15 protein-coding genes are annotated in these 16,971 nt (G+C 55.2%); 4 read left to right on the top strand and 11 right to left on the bottom strand.

From position 1 onward, the window contains the following. Nucleotides 1–21 precede the first annotated feature (21 nt). The 6 genes from C5523_RS21870 to C5523_RS21845 form a co-directional block, all read right to left on the bottom strand. On the bottom strand, nt 22–1,770 hold the full coding sequence (locus tag C5523_RS21870) for a hypothetical protein (protein ID WP_155525420.1): 1,749 nt from the start codon (nt 1,768–1,770) through the stop codon (nt 22–24). Between the two features lie 212 nt (nt 1,771–1,982). Then, nucleotides 1,983–2,678, bottom strand: coding sequence for an ABC transporter ATP-binding protein (locus C5523_RS21865; protein ID WP_041852598.1), 696 nt, complete (start codon nt 2,676–2,678; stop codon nt 1,983–1,985). Next, nucleotides 2,671–3,453: an ABC transporter ATP-binding protein gene (locus tag C5523_RS21860; RefSeq protein WP_079497600.1), complete on the bottom strand. Its 783-nt coding sequence runs from the start codon at nt 3,451–3,453 to the stop codon at nt 2,671–2,673. Before C5523_RS21860 ends, C5523_RS21865 begins: the two co-directional genes overlap by 8 nt. Continuing rightward, nucleotides 3,440–4,489 (bottom strand): branched-chain amino acid ABC transporter permease, encoded by a 1,050-nt coding sequence (locus C5523_RS21855; RefSeq protein ID WP_108701954.1) that lies wholly within the window; start codon nt 4,487–4,489, stop codon nt 3,440–3,442. The genes C5523_RS21860 and C5523_RS21855 overlap by 14 nt, the downstream gene beginning before the upstream one ends. Then, nucleotides 4,489–5,388: a branched-chain amino acid ABC transporter permease gene (locus C5523_RS21850; RefSeq protein WP_041852595.1), complete on the bottom strand. Its 900-nt coding sequence runs from the start codon at nt 5,386–5,388 to the stop codon at nt 4,489–4,491. The genes C5523_RS21855 and C5523_RS21850 overlap by 1 nt, the downstream gene beginning before the upstream one ends. Nucleotides 5,389–5,414: 26 nt before the next feature. Beyond that, nucleotides 5,415–6,551, bottom strand: a complete 1,137-nt coding sequence (locus C5523_RS21845) for an ABC transporter substrate-binding protein (protein WP_041852594.1) — start codon at nt 6,549–6,551, stop codon at nt 5,415–5,417. 651 nt (nt 6,552–7,202) lie between these two features. On the opposite strand from C5523_RS21845, the gene dgcN reads away from it, so the two are divergent. Genes dgcN through C5523_RS21830 form a run of 3 tightly spaced genes read left to right on the top strand, consistent with a single transcriptional unit; the run spans nt 7,203 to nt 10,056 of the window. Further along, complete coding sequence (dgcN, locus tag C5523_RS21840) at nt 7,203–8,204, top strand: N-acetyltransferase DgcN (protein WP_071195882.1); 1,002 nt, start codon at nt 7,203–7,205, stop codon at nt 8,202–8,204. Further along, nucleotides 8,204–9,181 carry an N-acetyl-D-Glu racemase DgcA gene (dgcA, locus tag C5523_RS21835; RefSeq protein WP_041852592.1) on the top strand — a complete coding sequence of 326 codons (978 nt, stop codon included), beginning with the start codon at nt 8,204–8,206 and terminating at the stop codon, nt 9,179–9,181. The genes dgcN and dgcA overlap by 1 nt, the downstream gene beginning before the upstream one ends. 26 nt (nt 9,182–9,207) lie before the next feature. Continuing rightward, complete coding sequence (locus C5523_RS21830; protein ID WP_071195881.1) at nt 9,208–10,056, top strand: D-amino-acid transaminase; 849 nt, start codon at nt 9,208–9,210, stop codon at nt 10,054–10,056. A 561-nt stretch (nt 10,057–10,617) separates the two neighbouring features. Here the strand turns inward: C5523_RS21830 and C5523_RS21825 are convergent. After that, nucleotides 10,618–11,451, bottom strand: a complete 834-nt coding sequence (locus C5523_RS21825; RefSeq protein ID WP_108701953.1) for a glycosyltransferase family 8 protein — start codon at nt 11,449–11,451, stop codon at nt 10,618–10,620. Further along, complete coding sequence (locus C5523_RS21820) at nt 11,448–12,830, bottom strand: D-arabinono-1,4-lactone oxidase (RefSeq protein ID WP_079497595.1); 1,383 nt, start codon at nt 12,828–12,830, stop codon at nt 11,448–11,450. The genes C5523_RS21825 and C5523_RS21820 overlap by 4 nt, the downstream gene beginning before the upstream one ends. 432 nt (nt 12,831–13,262) lie before the next feature. Here C5523_RS21820 and C5523_RS21815 point away from each other — a divergent pair, with 432 nt between their 5' ends. Further along, on the top strand, nt 13,263–14,291 hold the full coding sequence (locus C5523_RS21815) for a LacI family DNA-binding transcriptional regulator (RefSeq protein ID WP_108701952.1): 1,029 nt from the start codon (nt 13,263–13,265) through the stop codon (nt 14,289–14,291). A 68-nt stretch (nt 14,292–14,359) separates the two neighbouring features. Here C5523_RS21815 and C5523_RS21810 read toward each other — a convergent pair whose 3' ends face one another. Genes C5523_RS21810 through C5523_RS21800 form a run of 3 tightly spaced genes read right to left on the bottom strand, consistent with a single transcriptional unit; the run spans nt 14,360 to nt 16,936 of the window. Beyond that, the gene (locus tag C5523_RS21810) at nt 14,360–15,124 is read right to left on the bottom strand and encodes an HpcH/HpaI aldolase/citrate lyase family protein (protein ID WP_108701951.1); all 765 of its coding nucleotides are present in this window, start codon (nt 15,122–15,124) and stop codon (nt 14,360–14,362) included. 29 nt (nt 15,125–15,153) lie between these two features. Then, nucleotides 15,154–15,936 carry a 2-keto-4-pentenoate hydratase gene (locus C5523_RS21805; protein WP_052249361.1) on the bottom strand — a complete coding sequence of 261 codons (783 nt, stop codon included), beginning with the start codon at nt 15,934–15,936 and terminating at the stop codon, nt 15,154–15,156. A gap of 40 nt (nt 15,937–15,976) precedes the next feature. After that, nucleotides 15,977–16,936 (bottom strand): D-2-hydroxyacid dehydrogenase, encoded by a 960-nt coding sequence (locus C5523_RS21800; RefSeq protein ID WP_079497593.1) that lies wholly within the window; start codon nt 16,934–16,936, stop codon nt 15,977–15,979. Nucleotides 16,937–16,971: the final 35 nt, after the last annotated feature.

Raw genomic sequence — 16,971 nt, 5'->3', positions numbered from 1 at the left:
CATTCCTTCGCCTAATATGTGTTAGCCGCCAATGATTTCCACATCACGTCCGGTGGTGCGCGCCACCCAGCGTGCATTTTCCTGTAGGGTTTCGATACCGAGCGCATACAAGATTTCCTGCAAGTCTTCGGTATCCGGCGTCGGCGAATGGGCTTCCATTTTCGCCAGCGCAGTAGAGAACAACACCGCGGACCGTTCGTAGTCGGCGATATCCTCTTCATAGCCAAGAAATTTCGCGTAAGCGGCGCAGAGTGCGGCGCAGGCGATCAAAAACTCCGCCAGGTGCTCGCCCACCATATTCCAGAAATGGAGTGTATGCGCCAGGTGCTCATCGGTAAGCCCCCACAGGCTGGAGGCCAGCACCACAGATGTGATGGCGATACCGCAGATAAACAGCCCGAAAGCCATGCGTTTTGCGAGGCGGTGCTTGCGCTCTTTTTTATGGACGTTTTTTTCGAAGTAATTTTTCTGATCGCGCACCCAGCTCTCTTTCACTGCGTTAATCGCCGTTTTTAGCGTGCTGGCCTCGCTTTGCGGGTAAATACTCGCAGCCAGCATTGCCCGGCGCACCCAGGCGATATTGTCGTGGCTGCGGCGCAGATAATGTAGCGAAACGGCGCGCGCAATCCCGGCCTGACGCCAGACGTTCTGCACACGCAGCCCCTCCGCCAGTGCACGCAGTTCGGTGGCATTGCGGTTAGCGCGAGAACTGTGGACGCGGCTGAGCGCGACGGAAAGCAGTACCAGCAGGAGCAGCGACAGGCTCAGCGAGGTGATAACCCAGTGCTCGCCATCACCCGGCACCCGGTTGCCCACCAGGGCCATGATGGCCGCCAACCCAAAGATAACGTTGTACACCTTACGCATATCTTTCATCTGTTTATTCGCCAGCCTGTCAATATGGGCGAAAGCGGCGTGACAGAGATGCGATGCGCCGAGGCTGGCGTTCGCCTCATCTTCTTTGGTGATACGCGCATTCAGCGTATCGAGGCGCTCAAGGCTGCGATACCAGGACTCTTCGCCGTGGATCGATGGCGTCTCCGGCTGGCCTTTGACCGGCAGCGGCGGATACCAGGAGACAGAAGGGGCGGTGGCGCCGTTAGCATAGGTTCCCGCTTTACGGCGCACGTGAATATGGCACACCAGGCCGGTGTCCGGTACATCCAGCAGGTTGGATTGGCCCAGATAGCGCTTGATACCGGGCAGTCTGGCATTCAGCGCGGCCAGGTCGTGCTCCTGAATGCGCCCTTCGCGGCGGAAGTTAACCACCTGCGCGGTGCCCCCTAAGCCCCTGGCTTTTTCGCCATCCCACAGCGCGAAAAGAATATGACAACGCTGCGCCAGGTACATACCCGCTCTGGCATATTGCAGGTCGCGGTAGAGAGAGCCCTGCGGGTTTTGATCCAGGGAAATCATCGCTTCAGAACCGGGGATCTCCGTGTCGATGCAGTAGATACCGCCGGTCTTTTGCGCGTAATCGTAGAGTTCGCGAAATTCCGTCACCGTGTCGGCGAAGTCACGCTCGTACTCTTCTTTGGCAAAAGGCAACACCACATGCAGCGGTAATCTTTTTTCCATGATCACGCGGGCAAACAGGCGGTCCGCCCCTTCGGCCAGCGAAGAGAGCGCCATGACCGGTGAATGAGGATAGCGCGCCTGAATCGCGCTGATTTCACTCTCCAGCAGGATGAGAAGCTGCTCTGTATCCTGCACATCGCGGTGTCCGGTGACGCCTAAGGTCACGGGTAAAGATGAAAATTGAACGGGCATAGTATCGACAACAAGATGAATGAATTTGCGTCAATATACGTTCTATTTCCCGGAGGGAAAACTACTAATATTTCGACTCATCATGCGGAAAACAGAGGGTTTTTTGCGCGGGATGGCCGCAGCAATCACCGCTGAAAGGTAAGGTTATGTTGACCCGCGATCGTGGCGAGGTAGCCCGGACAAGGCGTTGTGCCGTCATCCGGGAACCTGGTTTATCCCCCCAGATACATCTTCTTCACTTCCGGGTTTGCGAGCACATCCTTTGCCTCGCCGGAAAGCACAATCTTGCCGTTTTCCAGCACATAGGCCCGGTCGGCAATCCGCAGGGCCGCCGTGGCGTTTTGCTCCACCAACAAGATGGTGATGTTCTCCTCACGCAACTGGCGAATGGTGGCAAATAACTCACCCACCACTTTTGGCGCAAGGCCCAGACTCGGCTCATCAAGCATCAATAACACCGGCTCGCTCATCAAGGCACGGGCGATGGCGAGCATCTGCTGCTCACCGCCGCTCATCGTGCCTGCCATCTGTTTACGCCGCTCTTTCAGACGCGGAAAGAGGCTGTACATCCTGTCGCGCAGACGGGTGAAATTCGCCAGATTGTTATACGCCCCCATGCGAAGGTTCTCTTCGATGGTCAGGTTGGTGAAAATTTTTCGCCCTTCCGGTACCAGCGCCAGCCCCTTGCGGACGATGTGGTGCGTCTGACTGCGGGAGATATCCTCATTGAGAAAATTGACCGTTCCGCTGGAGCGCACCATATTGACGATACCGTTCAGCGTCGAGGTTTTCCCCGCGCCGTTGCTGCCAATCAGCGTCACAATTTCCCGGTCGTTAATCTCGATATCGATGCCTTTCAGCCCCTGAATAACGCCATAAAACACTTTCAGCTCACGGGCACTAAGCATAATTTACGTCCCCCAGGTAGGCGGAGATCACCTCCGGATGTTGAATCGCGTCGGACATCAGTCCGCTGAATAACGGTTTGCCATATTCCAGCACCATGACGCGTTCACACAGGGCGTTCACGAACGGCATATCATGCTCAATTAACAACACGCTGAGCTGGTAATCCTTACGCATGCGGAAAATCAGGCTTGCCAGATCTTCTGTCTCTTTGGGGTTCATCCCGGCGGCGGGTTCATCCAGCAACAGCAGTTTTGGCCCGGTCGCCAGCGCGCGGGCAATCTCCACTTTGCGCTGGTTGCCATAGCTCAGATTGGTGGCCTGCATGTTGGCGTATTCGGCGATACCGATATAGTCCAGTAGCGCCATCGCCTTTGCCCGGGCGGCACGTTCGGCAGGGAAATAGCGGCCAATGTGCAGCGCGGCTTCCAGCAGTGAATAGTGGCTGCTGTGATCCAGCCCGACCATCACGTTTTCCAACACGGTCATCGAGTTAAACAGACGGATGTTCTGGAAGGTGCGGGCAATCCCTGCGTTCACCACCTTGTTTGGTTTTAAGCCCTTGACCGATTTGCCCGCCAGCAGCACGTTGCCGCTGGTCGGCTTGTAGTTGGCCGTGATGACGTTAAACAGGGTGGTTTTCCCGGCGCCGTTGGGGCCAATCAGGCCAAAGATTTCGGCTTCATCAACGTGAAAACTGACGTTATCAATCGCCCGCAGGCCGCCGAACTGCATGACGACCTCCTGCACTTCGAGAATCGCGTTATTTGACATCATGACGGCGTCTCCCGAAGCGGACTTGCCACACTTCTTTTTTGCCCAACAGACCTTCACGGGCGAATAACATAATGATCAGCAGCAGCAGTGAGAACACCACCATACGCAGCCCCGGATAAGAGCCCAGATCGTGGCCGAACAGCGACAGCGGCTGGTCGAGGAAACGCAACCATTCGCCGCTGCCCACAACCACGATGGTGCCGAGCAGTGCGCCCGTGGTGCTGCCCAGACCGCCGAGCACGATAATGATCAACAACTGGAAGGTCAGCATAAAGTCAAACAAACCCGGTGCGATGGTGGTCAGCAGCGAGGCCAGCAACCCACCGCCAATGCCTTCGAAAAAGGCGCTGGTGGCAAAGGCACAGGTTTTGATACGAAAGGTATTCACCCCCATGGCGATGGCGGCGTCTTCGTCATCGCGGATCGCCTTCATCATGCGGCCATACTTCGACCACACCAGTTGCAGGATCATCCCCGATGCCGCCAGGGCGAACAGCCCGCACCAGAACAGCAGATGGGGCTGCTGAGGAATATCATTAAGTCCAATGGCGCCGTTGGTGATCTGCGGGTTATTAATAGCGAGGATCTTGATAATAAAGCCAAAACCCAGAGTCACAATCGCCAGATAGTCGCCGCGTACGCGAAACACCGGGAACGCGAGGCAGACCGCCAGGAAAGCGGCGCATAGTCCGCTTATCAACAGCGCCGGTAAGAAACTGGTGTGTAACATCAGGATAAACGGGCTTGGCGCGGTCATCTCGAACATATCGATTTTGCTGTCGCTTGAGAGAATAAACAGCGCGGTAACATAGGCACCCACGGCGACAAATCCATTGGGTTCCAGTGACAACTGCCCGGTGACGCCGTTAATCAGGTTGTAGCTCACCGCCAGGATCATAAAGACAAATACGGTGCTGATTACCCGAATAATGTAATCGTTGAAAACCAGATTCATCCCGGTCAGCAGCGCAATGGCGAGCACAATAATGACCAGGTTACGCCCCTGAGCGCCGAGAGTGGTTGAAGCGTTAAACATTAGAAGCGGCTCCTTTCCAGACGTTCGTCACCCATAATGCCCACCGGGCGGAACAACAAGACCAGAATCAAAAACATAAAGGCGAAGGCGTCTTTGTAACCCCCCAGTTCGGGGTACAGCGCGACAGCGACCACTTCGGTGAAGCCAAGAATAAACCCGCCGAGTACCGCGCCGGTGACGCTACCAATGCCACCGAGCACGGCGGCGGCAAACGCTTTCAGGCCAATCAGTACGCCCATCAACGGATCGATAGTCGGGTAGCTGATGGAGTAAAAGACACCGCCCAGCGCGGCAAGACTGCTGCCCAGGGCGAACACCAGCGAGATAATGCGGTTCGCATCAATACCCATCAGGCGCACGGTATTGACGTCAAACGCCACCGCGCGGATCGCCATCCCGTAGCGGGTGCGGTAGAGCAGCCAGAGGATCGCCAGCAGCAGAAGCACGGTGATCAGCGGCACGACCCACGCCACGTTAGTGATGATGATGTGACCAAAAGTCAGGGTGTTGTTGAACCAGTCCGGCGCAGAAAAGAAACGCGAGCTGCCGCCGAAGAGGACGTTAAACAAGTTTTCCAGGAAGAAGCTGACGCCAATGGCGGTGATCAGCATGGAGATTTTTGATGCCTGACGCAGCGGGCGATAAGCCACCCGGTCGATAAACATTCCCAACAGGCCGCAAAGCCCGAGGGTCAGTAAAATGGCTACCCAGAAGGGCAGCCCAATGGAAGAAAAAAGAAACAGGGTCGCAAATGCGCCGACCATCATGACATCCGCATGCGCGAAGTTGATCAGGCGCAGGACCCCATACACCATGGTATAGCCAATGGCGATCAGGGCGTACATGCCGCCCAGACTCATGCCATTGACGACCTGCTGGAGAAAAATGGTGCCATCCATCTCGTTTAATAACCTCTTATTACTGCTTACGGATTCACCACGGTTTTGAATGCCAGTTGACCATCTTTCACTTCGTTAATCACCGCGCTACGAATGGCGTCGCCGTCTTTCAGGGTTAACGTACCGGTTACACCCTGGAAGTCTTTGGTCGCGCGGATTTTCTCGTTAACGCAGACGCGATCGTGCGGATCGCTACACTGGTTCATCGCATTGACGATCACGTTGTAGGCATCGGCTGCCATTGCGCCCCAGGTATGGGTTGGCGATTTGAATTTCTCTTCCCAGCCTTTAATAAAGGTTTCGCCTGCCGGAGTCTGCTCTTTGGCGTTCGGTGAGTAGTAGTCGGTGGTCATGTACCCGTTCACCGCATCTTTGCCCACATCAAAGAACACCGGATCCGCCGCCAGACCATCGCCGCCAACAACCGGTTTGTTTAAGCCCAACTGTTTTGCCTGCACGGCAATCAGTGCGCCTTCGGTGTAGTAGATCGGCATGTAGATCATATCGACGTTTTTGGCTTTCACGCTGGAAAGCTGCGCTTTAAAGTCTTTGCTGCCCGCAGGTGCCTGGACTTCAATAGGAATGGTGCCGCCATTTTTCAGGAACTGGGCGCGGAAGGCTTTGGCCAGGCCAACGGAGTAGTCGTTGCTGCTGTCAAAGACGATAGCCGCCGTTTTCGCATTCAGATCGCGTGAGGCCAGGTTGGCACCCACCACGCCCTGGAAGCTGTCGGAGAAACAGACGCGGCTGACATACGGGTGGTTACGGGTGACGCGGTCGTTGGTTGCGGTAGAGGAGACCAGCGGAGTTTTGCTGTCATCGGCAATTTTGACCATCGCCAGCGTATTACCGGAGGTGACTTCACCGATCACCGCGTCGACTTTGTCGCTGGAGACCAGGCGCTGCATGGCGTTCGCGGCTTCAACTTTGTCACTTTTATCGTCAATCACGATAAGCTTGACGGTGTCGCCGTTTTTCAGGGTCGGGGTGATGCTCTGAATCAGTTCCAGGCCTTTCTGCGAAGGTTGACCATATCCGCTGAGCGGCCCGCTCAGGGGCAATACCACACCGATTTTAATCTCTGCCGCCAGTGCGCTGTGCGCCCCAGCCAGGCCGGAAATCAGTACTGCCATTAAAGAGACTTTCCCACAAAAACTCTTCATTGTTACCTCACCGTCCGTCAGTTAATTGTGAATGTTGAAGCATCAAATACCGCGTAACACTGAATACTGATGCGCCTGGCACCACGCGGCCGCTTCGTCTGGAATGCGCTGCATGTCGTACTAACTTCTTCCGTAAGCGCGAGCCTGATATTTCCGTTAGAAACGAAAGCCGGAAGAAATGAATATTAATTAAGGGCCAGGCCTTTTGATTTTCCAGAGATATTTCTGGCGACAATTTCCATCAATAACGGATTCACCTTACATCCATTAATTGGATTTTTCTCATCCATTCTTCTTATAGATTTATCGTGCGTAATAGCACTGTTTTGGATCGCTAAAATAGTGCATTGCGCTTTATTGGTGCGTGAATAGTGATGAGATCACATTATGATAAATATTTTTATTGCCTGGCTGATGGGAGGGTGTGGATTTAAAGATTAATATTTTCACAAGCGTTTTCTGGATTTCTTTTATCAGAATAAAACACTGCCTATTTGCAATAAACATGGTAAATAAAGCCTGCAATAGCGACAGTTGACAATAATAAAACCCTTGTTATTCTGCATAAACAGTCAGCCTTTATTTAATTTTTTCCAGAAATGTTATTTCTGCGTTAATTTATTTTCAGTCTTATCCTGAGGGGGATAAATAATGAATATCCAAAAGCCCTATCTGCTTTTTCTTGGTGATGCGCATGACCAACTGGCAGCAAAAGTTGCCGATGGGATTAAACAATGGCACCCGGAATATTGCGTGGGTCAGTACCGTATGGCGAATTGCCATGCCGATTGCCAATTAACGGATATGGATATTGATGCTGCGGTTAAGGCGGGGGCAAAAACACTGGTGGTGGGTGTGGCTAACCGTGGCGGTATTATTTCAAAAGAGTGGATTTCAGTACTGAGCGCGGCGCTGGAAAAGGGAATGGATTTAGCGGCGGGCCTGCATAATAAACTGGCCGATGTTCCTGAGTTAAAAGCGCTGGCCGACCGGCTGGGCCGCAATTTGTTTGATGTTCGCCATCCGACGCAGCAATACCCGGTTGCCAGCGGGCGCAAACGCAGCGGTAAACGCGTACTGCCAGTGGGCACTGACTGCTCTTGCGGCAAAATGTACACCGCGCTGGCTATTGAAAAAGAGATCCTGGCGCGCGGCGGGAAAGCCACATTTCGCGCCACCGGGCAAACCGGCATTCTGATTAGCGGGGCGGGCGTGAGTGTTGACGCGGTGGTCTCCGATTTTGTCTCCGGCGCGGTGGAAACGCTCGCCCCGGCGAACGAGGCCGATCACTGGGATATTATTGAAGGGCAGGGGTCTCTGTTTCATCCCTCTTTCGCGGGCGTGACGACTGGCCTGATTCATGGCGCGCAGCCGGATGCGCTGGTGTTGTGTCACGAGCCGACCCGCACCCATATGCGCGGCGTGGATTATCCGATTCCGGACATCGCTGACTGTATGGCGCTGAACCTGAAAATGGCGCAACTGACCAACCCGGATGCCCGTTTCGTGGGGATCTCTTTGAATACTTCCGCCCTGAGCGATGCTGATGCGCGGGCGCTGATGGCTGAACTGGAAGCACGTCACGGACTGCCGGTTGTGGATCCGTTCCGTCAGGGCGTTGGCGCGATTGTTGATACGCTGGCGGCACTGTAATGGAACTGACCATCGCCCATGAACGCTGGCCATTGCGCCATGCGTTCACCATCGCCAGGGGGAGTCGAACCGTGGCCGATGTGGTGAGTGTCACCCTTCAGTTGCAGGGATTTACCGGACGCGGCGAATGTCTGCCTTATGCACGTTATGGCGAATCGGTTGAGAGCGTCATGGCACAAATCGAGCGTCTGCGCCCCGCGCTGGCGGCGGGTATGACGCGTATGCAATTGCAAAGCGCACTGCCTGCGGGGGCGGCGCGTAATGCGCTGGACTGCGCGTTCTGGGATCTGGAGTGTAAGTCGTCCGGGCAGAGTGTCTGGCAGCGGGCCGCATTACCCGCACCACACAGTTTGCATACCGCGTACACCTTATCCCTTGATACCCCGGCGCGCATGCAGCAGATGGCGCAGGAAAACGCCTGGCGTCCGTTGCTTAAACTCAAGCTCGCCGATGATGAGGACATTGCCCGGGTCAGCGCTGTGCGGGAAGGGGCGCCGCAGGCCAGACTGATTGTGGATGCCAACGAAGGCTGGGATGAGACGATCTATCTGCGTCAGGCTCCCGAACTGGCGCGCCTTGGCGTCACGCTTATTGAGCAGCCGCTCCCGGCAGGCAAAGACGCGGTGCTGGCTCAGTTGCCGCATCCGGTGCCGCTGTGCGCCGACGAATCCTGCCACGATCTTGGCTCGCTTGGCGCTATTGCCGGGTGCTACGAGATGGTGAATATCAAGCTGGATAAAACCGGCGGATTAACCGAGGCGCTGCGCGTGCGGGAAGAGGCCACGCGTCTTGGCCTGCAGATCATGGTGGGGTGCATGGTCAGCACATCGTTATCGATGGCGCCCGCCGTGGTGGTGGCGCAGCAGGCGAGCGTGGTCGATCTCGACGGGCCACTATTGCTCGCCGAAGATCGTGAAGACGGGTTGCGTTACGACGGCAGCGAACTTTTTCCCCCGACCCCGGCGTTATGGGGTTAGTGGCGTAATGATGTAAGGAGATAGACATGTCACGCACGGTTTACCTCAACGGGGAGTATGTGCCGGAAGAAGAGGCCAAAATTTCCGTTTTTGATCGTGGTTTTTTATTTGCCGACGCAGTGTATGAAGTTACGGCGGTGGTGAACGGCAAGCTGGTGGACTTTGCCGGCCATGTTGCGCGGCTCGCGCGATCTTGTCGTGAGCTGGGCTTACCTCTGACGCTTTCGCAAGACGATCTGCGCGAGATCCATCAACGCCTGATCGCAGAGAATGGGCTCACGGAAGGGGGGATCTATCTGCAACTGACGCGCGGTAACAGTGGCGATCGCGATTTTCACTTTCCGTCGGCGCAGACGCCGACCACGCTGGTGTTGTTTACCCAGGCGCGTGCGGTTGTGGACCATCCTGCTGCCAGTAAGGGCATCCGTGTGGTGACCTGCCCGGATATTCGCTGGCAGCGGCGGGATATTAAAACCGTGCAGTTGCTGGCGCCGTGTCTGGCAAAAGCCTGGGCCGAGGCCAACGGCGCGGATGATGCGTTTTTGGTGGAAGATGGCTTTATTACCGAAGGCAGCTCTTGTAACTGTTATATCGTGACGGCGGATAAAACCATCGTTACGCGGCCGTTGAGCAATAATATTTTGCACGGCATTACCCGTAAGGCGTTGTTCCGTCTGGGTGAGGAGCACGGCATCACCTTTGAAGAGCGGTTATTTACGCCGCAAGAGGCACGCCAGGCGAGCGAAGTGTTTATCAGTTCCGCCACCACCTTTGTCTGGCCGGTGGTGAGTGTGGACGGTCAGCAAATCGGCGACGGTAAGCCTGGCGAGATAACGAAGCTGTTGCGCCGGATTTACCTTGAGATGGTGGGGTAACGCATTCCCGGATGCGGCGCAAACGCCTTATCCGGGCTACCACCGGTTTTCTCCCTCTCCCCTTGGGAGAGGGTTGGGGTGAGGGGAATATGCGGCTCGGAAGGTGGGTTCCGTTCACCTTATGTTCATGGCGAAATGTCACCTCCGGACACGTGAACGGGTAAAGGGGAACACCGCGTTCCCCTTTACAATCCCCGCGGCCCCGCAAAAAATCGGTGCTTCGCACTGCGTTCGCCTCCCGCCCCGCTGCCTGCGGTCGGTTTGACTCGACGTCCTGTCTCGACAAACCTCAGTCCGCCATCCCTGGCGGCCTGCCCTTGTCATAGGGTCTTCGTCTCACCGATTTCAGCGGGGACTCAACCCCCTCGCTGCACGCTCTGCGCCAGGGGGGCACAAAGATGTCGCTGTGGTTGTCATGCGGGAAAACGAGTCAGCCATGGTTAACAAGGTTGAAGACGTTCACAGTATCTACGATTTGTAGCCCCGGTAAGCGCAGCGCCACCGGGGATTTTTCCTGAATGTGCTCTGGTGAGGGGGAGCAGACCGCACAGATTTCCCCCCCTAATGCGGATAAAACTCCCACCACAGACGGTGCAATGCGTACCACTTATCGTCCGGCTCGGGGAACTTCTCCCAGGGTTTATCAATGATGTAATGCACATTCTTCACCCGGCTGAAATCCCACATCTTCGGGTGCTGCAACGCCAGCGTCTTTAATGCGTTATAACCATAATGCAGCGGCACCCAGCGATCGCGGAAAACATCGTTGAGAAAATCCTGCTCGGCAAACACGTAATCGGAGATATCCGCCATGGCGGCCAGTTGCGTCACCATCCTGTCGTACACATCTTTATCCGGCGTCAACAGCAGAAAACCGCCATTAAGATAATTATCCAGTGTCGCCGGTGGATGCGCCGTCATCTGCGGATCTTCACACCAACTGTAATAGCAGTTTTCAGGCTGCCAGCTTTCCGGGTAGCTGGCGATACGGTTGGGATTACACCGGCACGCGTGGCAGGCGGCAATAAAGCCCGCCTGTAGCGGTAACTCGAACACTTCATCCATGTTCTGTACCATCAGCATATCGGCGTCGAGAAACGCCACGCGCTGATACTCCTCAAGTGTCCATACCGCCAGTTTGCTCCACACCTCGGCAAAACGGGCATTAGCGTAGCGGTGTGCCAGCGCGGGATCGGGGCCAAGAATCGGCACCTCCCGAACCACACATCCGGCATCGCTCAACGACCTGCGTGTCGCGGCCTCAATGCCAGGCGTCACCATCACCACCAGCGGCCACGGTGAACCGCTTTTTTGCAGCGAGTGGCGCAACGCCTCCACGCCCGGTACGTAGCCGGGCTGGGTGAGCAACGTCACCCAGGCGAATGCGGCACTCATGACAACAGCTCCGCCATAAAGTCATTGAGGAATTTACCCTGCGGATCGAGCGCCTGGCGCACCTCCTTGAAAGCAGGTAACTGTGGATAAAGCGCGGGCCAGTCATACAGGCTGGCATCGAAATATTTCCCCCAGTGGGGCTTCCCACCCTCGCTTGCCAAAAGCGTCTCCACTGCGCGCAAAAAGGCCAGCCCCTCTTCGGAGAGTGAACCATCCTCAGCGTAATAGACCACAAAACCGAAGAAACAGGTGGGCTGCTGCCAGGATGGGCTCAGCCAGGCACCTGATGGCCCGGTACAGCGCAAAATGATCGGGTAGTGCATATGAGGTTGTTCGCGGGTGTGCCACTCGCGGATCCGCGTGATAAGCGCGGGGGCGCGGTCCATCGGTACGCCAATCTCTATATTGATCTGCGGCGTGGCGATGCCGCGACAGAAGACCTGATAGACATCGCCAATCACGTCGGAGAAATCTTTAAAGCGCGTCACTGTACGAAACGGCTTACCGTTTTCATCCACGATACGGGTGTCGTTGCGCATATTTTGCAGGGTGTTTTCCACCGCGACATTCATCTGATCACTGGTCTCTTCCAGCATCAGCAGGTCACCATGGTTATCCCGCCAGGCCTGTCGCTCATCGTCATGCGCTTCACGGGCATTCCAGGCGTGGACTTTGTTTTCATCTACAAACCACCAGGCCTTGCTGAATGTCCATTGCTGATTCCAGGCCACCAGATCTTCTTCGAGCGTATCGGCACTGTGCGCGCTTTTAAAACAGGTAAACTGTGTGTAAGGACGCGTGCGTAGCGTAACGGCGCTGATGGCGCCCAGCGTTCCCAGCCCCAACTGTGCCGCCGCAAACCAGGGATGCTGGTCATCCAGCGTATGAATCTGGCCCGCTGCATCAATAAGCCGGATAGCAAGCGCCTCATCCGCCAGCGAGCTTTGCTGCATACCCTGGCCGTGCGTGCCGGTCGAGATCGCGCCCGCCAGCGTCTGCGAGGCAATCACCCCCGGCGAGGCGTGGAGCATACGGTTCATGGCGGTCAGCACTTCATAAACCTCATGCAGCGGAGTACCTCCGGCAAAGGTGACGCTATCGTCGCTCACCGCCAGCAGGCCCCGCAGACGGGAGAGATCAATCAGGATATCCTGCGGCTGGGTTATCGCGAGCATCCTGCCCGGAGACATGCGACTGCCCATGATGCGTACCCGCCCCTGACAACTGGCAATCGCCTGCTGCAACTGCGCTTCAGTTTCTGGTGTGATAACCGCGCGTTCCTGTGCCAGCGTGGCGTTTTGCGCCCAGTTTAAAACAGCGTGCTCGTCTGCAACGGGATGCGTCTGGCGGCGGGGGAAAAGCGGTTGCCGGGTGGTCATTGGCGTCTCCTTAGAATGAAATTTGTCCTCCCTAACAGCATAGCCTGTCATATAAAAGTGTGAGGAATGTCTCGCTTGTTCTTGTAAAAGATCGGTACGACGGGCAGGAGAGGCGCACAGGGAAGGGGGCGTTTTGGGGAATTAAATATCATTTTTCATTATCAATAATAATAACTCTTAATTTTTTCTTAATAAGAAAACGATTCTTAAGGCAAGTTAAAATATTTATAAGTTTGCACTATGTCTAATTAATTCAGGCAGATGTTAGTATGGTAAAACGATAGTGCCAGATATAAGAATCTGTTATTATGGCTTCTGCACAATATTCTTGATGCATTTTCACAGCGAAAAACTGTAGGGATTATAATTTAATCCCCGGCTTTCTGAATTGATGACGGGAAAACCGCGCCAGGACGACATTAAGGTGACGCAGTGACAATAAAAAAATTGGCTGCAATATTGGGCTTATCTCATACCACGGTATCGCGTGCTTTAAACGATCACCCCGCCATTAGCCAGGCCACCAAAGACAGTGTGCTACAGGCTGCCAGAGATTATGGTTATATTCCCAATAGCGCCGCGCGCGCGCTGCGTAATGCCAGTACCGGCGCATTTGGTCTGGTGATCCCGGATATTCAGAACGATTTCTTTATCACCGTCACCAATGCCATCGCGCATGTCGCCGCCGAGCGCTCCTGGCAGATGATGCTGGGCATTACCAGCGACAAGCCGGAGATGGAACATGCCGCGCTGTTGCGCTTAATGACCGCCCGTGTGGACGGCATTATTTTCGCCCCAACCGCCAACCCTCTTGCAGAAACGCAAGAGCTGATTACCCGTACGAACGCCGTCCAGCTACTGCGCAAACATCGTAGCCTGCAGGCGCCGGTTATCGCTATAGACGATCGCCACGGCATTTCGCTGGCGGTAAAACATCTGCGAGAATTGGGTCACCAGCGTATCGGTTATATTGGCTCCTCCGAAGAGTTGAGCACCGGCTATGAACGGTTACAGGGCTTTCTGCAATGTTTCACCCCGGCAGAACAGACGGCGCTCCAGGCGCTTATTCATGTCGGTCCGCCGCAGGCTGAGTTTGGCGGTGAGGCTTTCAGGCGCGTGATGGCCGCAGAGGTGCCGCCTACCGCCCTGGTGCTCGGTAGCCCACGTTATGCCATGAGCATCTTACTGGCCGCGAAAGAGAAAAATATCCGTATCCCGGACGACCTTTCGCTGGTGGCTTATGGCGATGTCTCCTGGGCCAGCCTGCTGGAGATGAAACTGACCTATATTTCGCTGCCGGAAAAACAGATTGCGGACGCCTGTGTTGCCATCATTGATCGCCTGATGAATCAGGAGCAGACGCTTGCTCCGGAGGCCTTTTACGCCTCCACCGATAGCCAGATCTTTACCCCGCAACTGGTGACCGGCGACTCCACAAAAGCGGTTCGCCCCCGTCGCTAAAAGAAAAAACCGGATGAGGCTGCCGCGCGCATCCGGAAAAGAAACACCAAAACAAGTACTTCGGGAAACTATCTGAATTTCGCCAGCAGTTGCTCCGCGCCTTTGGTCAATAGCCCCTGGTCAGAACCAATGGCAATCATCTGGAAACCCAGCTCGATATAACGGCGGGTTTGCGCTTCATCCGTACAGAGAATGCCGACGGCTTTTCCAGCCGCTTTGATGCGTCGGCCGGTCTCTTCAATCACTTTAATGACTTCCGGGTGCATCGGCTGACCAATATAACCGAGGCTGGCCGCGAGATCGCCGGGGCCGATAAAGAAAGCGTCAACGCCATCAATGGCCGCCATCGCCTCGATATTTTCCAGCGCGAGGGCGGTTTCCGGCATCACGATGAGACAAATTTCTTCCTCGCAGGTGGTGGCGTAGTTTTTTATCCGCCCAAAGCCGGAGGCACGCGGCGCGCCACAATAGCCGCGCACGCCATGAGGTGGATAGCGCACGGCAGAGACCAGCGCTTTTGCCTGTTCGACGGTATCTACCTGCGGCACCATCAGGGTATTTACCCCCGCATCCAGATAACGCTTAATCAGCGAAATATCATGATTGGGGATACGTACGATGGGCTGAGTCGGTCCGCCAGCCGCGCAGGCCTGCAACTGTGAGTAAATTTCGATGTATTCACTCGGGCCATGTTCCGCATCGAGTCCAATAAAGTCATAACCACAGCCGGAGAGGATCTCAGCGGCGATATAGCTGCCCAGTTGAGTCCAGAGACCGAGCTGTACGCTGTTGTTTTTAATGGCATGCTTGAAATGATTTTTTTGCAGTTCCATAACGGCTCCTTTAAGCCTGCGAGACTTCCTTAGTCGGCAAAGCGGGTGCTGATGAGCCCCACACCAGTGATTTCTGCATCAAAGGCATCCCCCGGCCTGGCGGATACCGCCGGACCGATAGCGCCGGTGATAACAAACTCCCCGGCGCGCAGCGGCTTACCGATACGTACCAGGTCATCCGCCAGCCATTTCAGCGCATGTAGCGGGTGGCCGAGAATGGCGGTCGCTTTGCCCTGTGAGACCACTTCACCCGCGCGCCTGGTGACCATTTCGCTGCGTGTGATGTCGCAGTCGGAGAGGGAGACCGGCCTGGTACCCAGTACCACCAGACATGCGGCGGCATTGTCTGCAATAAAATCACAGGACTTCACGTTCCAGCCGGTGACGCGGCTGTCGCAGATTTCAAACGCCGGAAGGAGGTAATCAACGGCGTCGATGATGTCGAGGATGGTGTGTTCAGTTTGCGTCAGGTCTTTTTTCAGGACGACGGCAATCTCGGTTTCCACGCGCAGATCGCTGACGACCGGTTTAGTGATTTCCGCACCGTCGATCAGCACCATGTCGGCGTAGATATTGCCGTAACAGGGGTCTGAAATACCGAACTGCTTCTGCACGGCTTTGTTGGTTAAACCCAGTTTACGCCCGACCAGACGGCGGCCCTGCGCCTGCCAGATTTTGTCGTTGTAATCCTGAATCATGTACGCAGTCGTCAGGTTTTCACTGTCGACCAGCTCGCGAATCGGATCGCCCGCTTCGTTGTTATCCCAGGCCTGGCGCAGCAAGTCTGCCGCTTTGATAATGTTGTTTTCCATTGTTCTTGCTCTAGTTATCTATTTGATTTGTAGGGTGATATCAGTCGCCTACGCGATTTTGCGGTTGTCCGGCCAGATACGCTTTGACGTTATCAACGGTGGTCGCCAGAATGCGTCCGCGCGCTTCAACCGAGGCCCAGGCAATGTGTGGGGTAATAATGCAATTCTTCGCCGTTAACATTGGGTTTTCAGGCACCGGCGGTTCTTTGGAGAGGACATCGACAGCGGCACCGGCAATCACGCCGTTATTGAGCGCATCGGCAAGGTCAGCTTCGTTAACCAGATCGCCGCGCGAGGCGTTAAGCAGCAGGGCGGATCTCTTCATTTTGCGCAGGGATTGCGCGTTGATCATGCCCTGTGTTTTGGGCGTCAGTAAGCAGTGCAGGCTAATCACATCGGCTTCGGCGTAAAGGGTATCGAGGTCGACATAGCGGACGCGGTCGTTTTCCAGCGCTTTGTTCTGGTATTCGTCATAAGCCAGTACATTCATACCCAGCGCCTGCGCCACGGCGCCGAACGCCTGACCAATACGGCCATAGCCGATAATACCCACGTTTTTGCCTGCCACTTCGAGCATCGGTTTCAGCCAGTAGCAGAAATCCGGTTTTTTCCCCCAACCACCGGCGTGGACATCGCTGTCGTGCAGGCCGACCTGGTTACAGAGTTCCAGCATCAGCGCAGTTGTAAATTGTGCGACGGTAGAGGTGCCGTATGTTGGGACGTTGGAGACCGTCACGCCGTGGGCTTTTGCCGCTGCGAGGTCAATAACGTTATAACCGGTCGCCGTAACGCCAATAAATTTCAGGTTAGGACACTGGCTAAATTCTTTTTCGCTTAAGACGACTTTATTGATAATCGCTATTTCCGCATCGCCAATTCGTTCCACCACTTCTTCCGGGGCCGAGTTGTCATAAACGGATATTTCTCCCAGTTGCGAAAGCGCATCCCACGACAGATCGCCAGGATTAAGTACGCCACCATCTAAAATAACAATTTTCATACGTTACCTTTTCCAGTTTATTTTCAGCAGTACAC

This window comes from Phytobacter sp. SCO41, assembly GCF_003073275.1.
GTDB lineage: Bacteria > Pseudomonadota > Gammaproteobacteria > Enterobacterales > Enterobacteriaceae > Phytobacter > Phytobacter diazotrophicus.
This window is presented reverse-complemented; position numbering and strand designations above follow the sequence as displayed.

Bases quoted from the DNA above. Each gene is read 5' to 3' on its own strand.
- C5523_RS21870 (WP_155525420.1), bottom strand. From the start codon at position 1,770: ATGCCCGTTCAATTTTCATCTTTACCCGTGACCTTAGGCGTCACCGGA.
- C5523_RS21865 (WP_041852598.1), bottom strand. From the start codon at position 2,678: ATGCTTAGTGCCCGTGAGCTGAAAGTGTTTTATGGCGTTATTCAGGGG.
- C5523_RS21860 (WP_079497600.1), bottom strand. From the start codon at position 3,453: ATGATGTCAAATAACGCGATTCTCGAAGTGCAGGAGGTCGTCATGCAG.
- C5523_RS21855 (WP_108701954.1), bottom strand. From the start codon at position 4,489: ATGTTTAACGCTTCAACCACTCTCGGCGCTCAGGGGCGTAACCTGGTC.
- C5523_RS21850 (WP_041852595.1), bottom strand. From the start codon at position 5,388: ATGGATGGCACCATTTTTCTCCAGCAGGTCGTCAATGGCATGAGTCTG.
- C5523_RS21845 (WP_041852594.1), bottom strand. From the start codon at position 6,551: ATGAAGAGTTTTTGTGGGAAAGTCTCTTTAATGGCAGTACTGATTTCC.
- dgcN (WP_071195882.1), top strand. From the start codon at position 7,203: ATGAATATCCAAAAGCCCTATCTGCTTTTTCTTGGTGATGCGCATGAC.
- dgcA (WP_041852592.1), top strand. From the start codon at position 8,204: ATGGAACTGACCATCGCCCATGAACGCTGGCCATTGCGCCATGCGTTC.
- C5523_RS21830 (WP_071195881.1), top strand. From the start codon at position 9,208: ATGTCACGCACGGTTTACCTCAACGGGGAGTATGTGCCGGAAGAAGAG.
- C5523_RS21825 (WP_108701953.1), bottom strand. From the start codon at position 11,451: ATGAGTGCCGCATTCGCCTGGGTGACGTTGCTCACCCAGCCCGGCTAC.
- C5523_RS21820 (WP_079497595.1), bottom strand. From the start codon at position 12,830: ATGACCACCCGGCAACCGCTTTTCCCCCGCCGCCAGACGCATCCCGTT.
- C5523_RS21810 (WP_108701951.1), bottom strand. From the start codon at position 15,124: ATGGAACTGCAAAAAAATCATTTCAAGCATGCCATTAAAAACAACAGC.
- C5523_RS21805 (WP_052249361.1), bottom strand. From the start codon at position 15,936: ATGGAAAACAACATTATCAAAGCGGCAGACTTGCTGCGCCAGGCCTGG.
- C5523_RS21800 (WP_079497593.1), bottom strand. From the start codon at position 16,936: ATGAAAATTGTTATTTTAGATGGTGGCGTACTTAATCCTGGCGATCTG.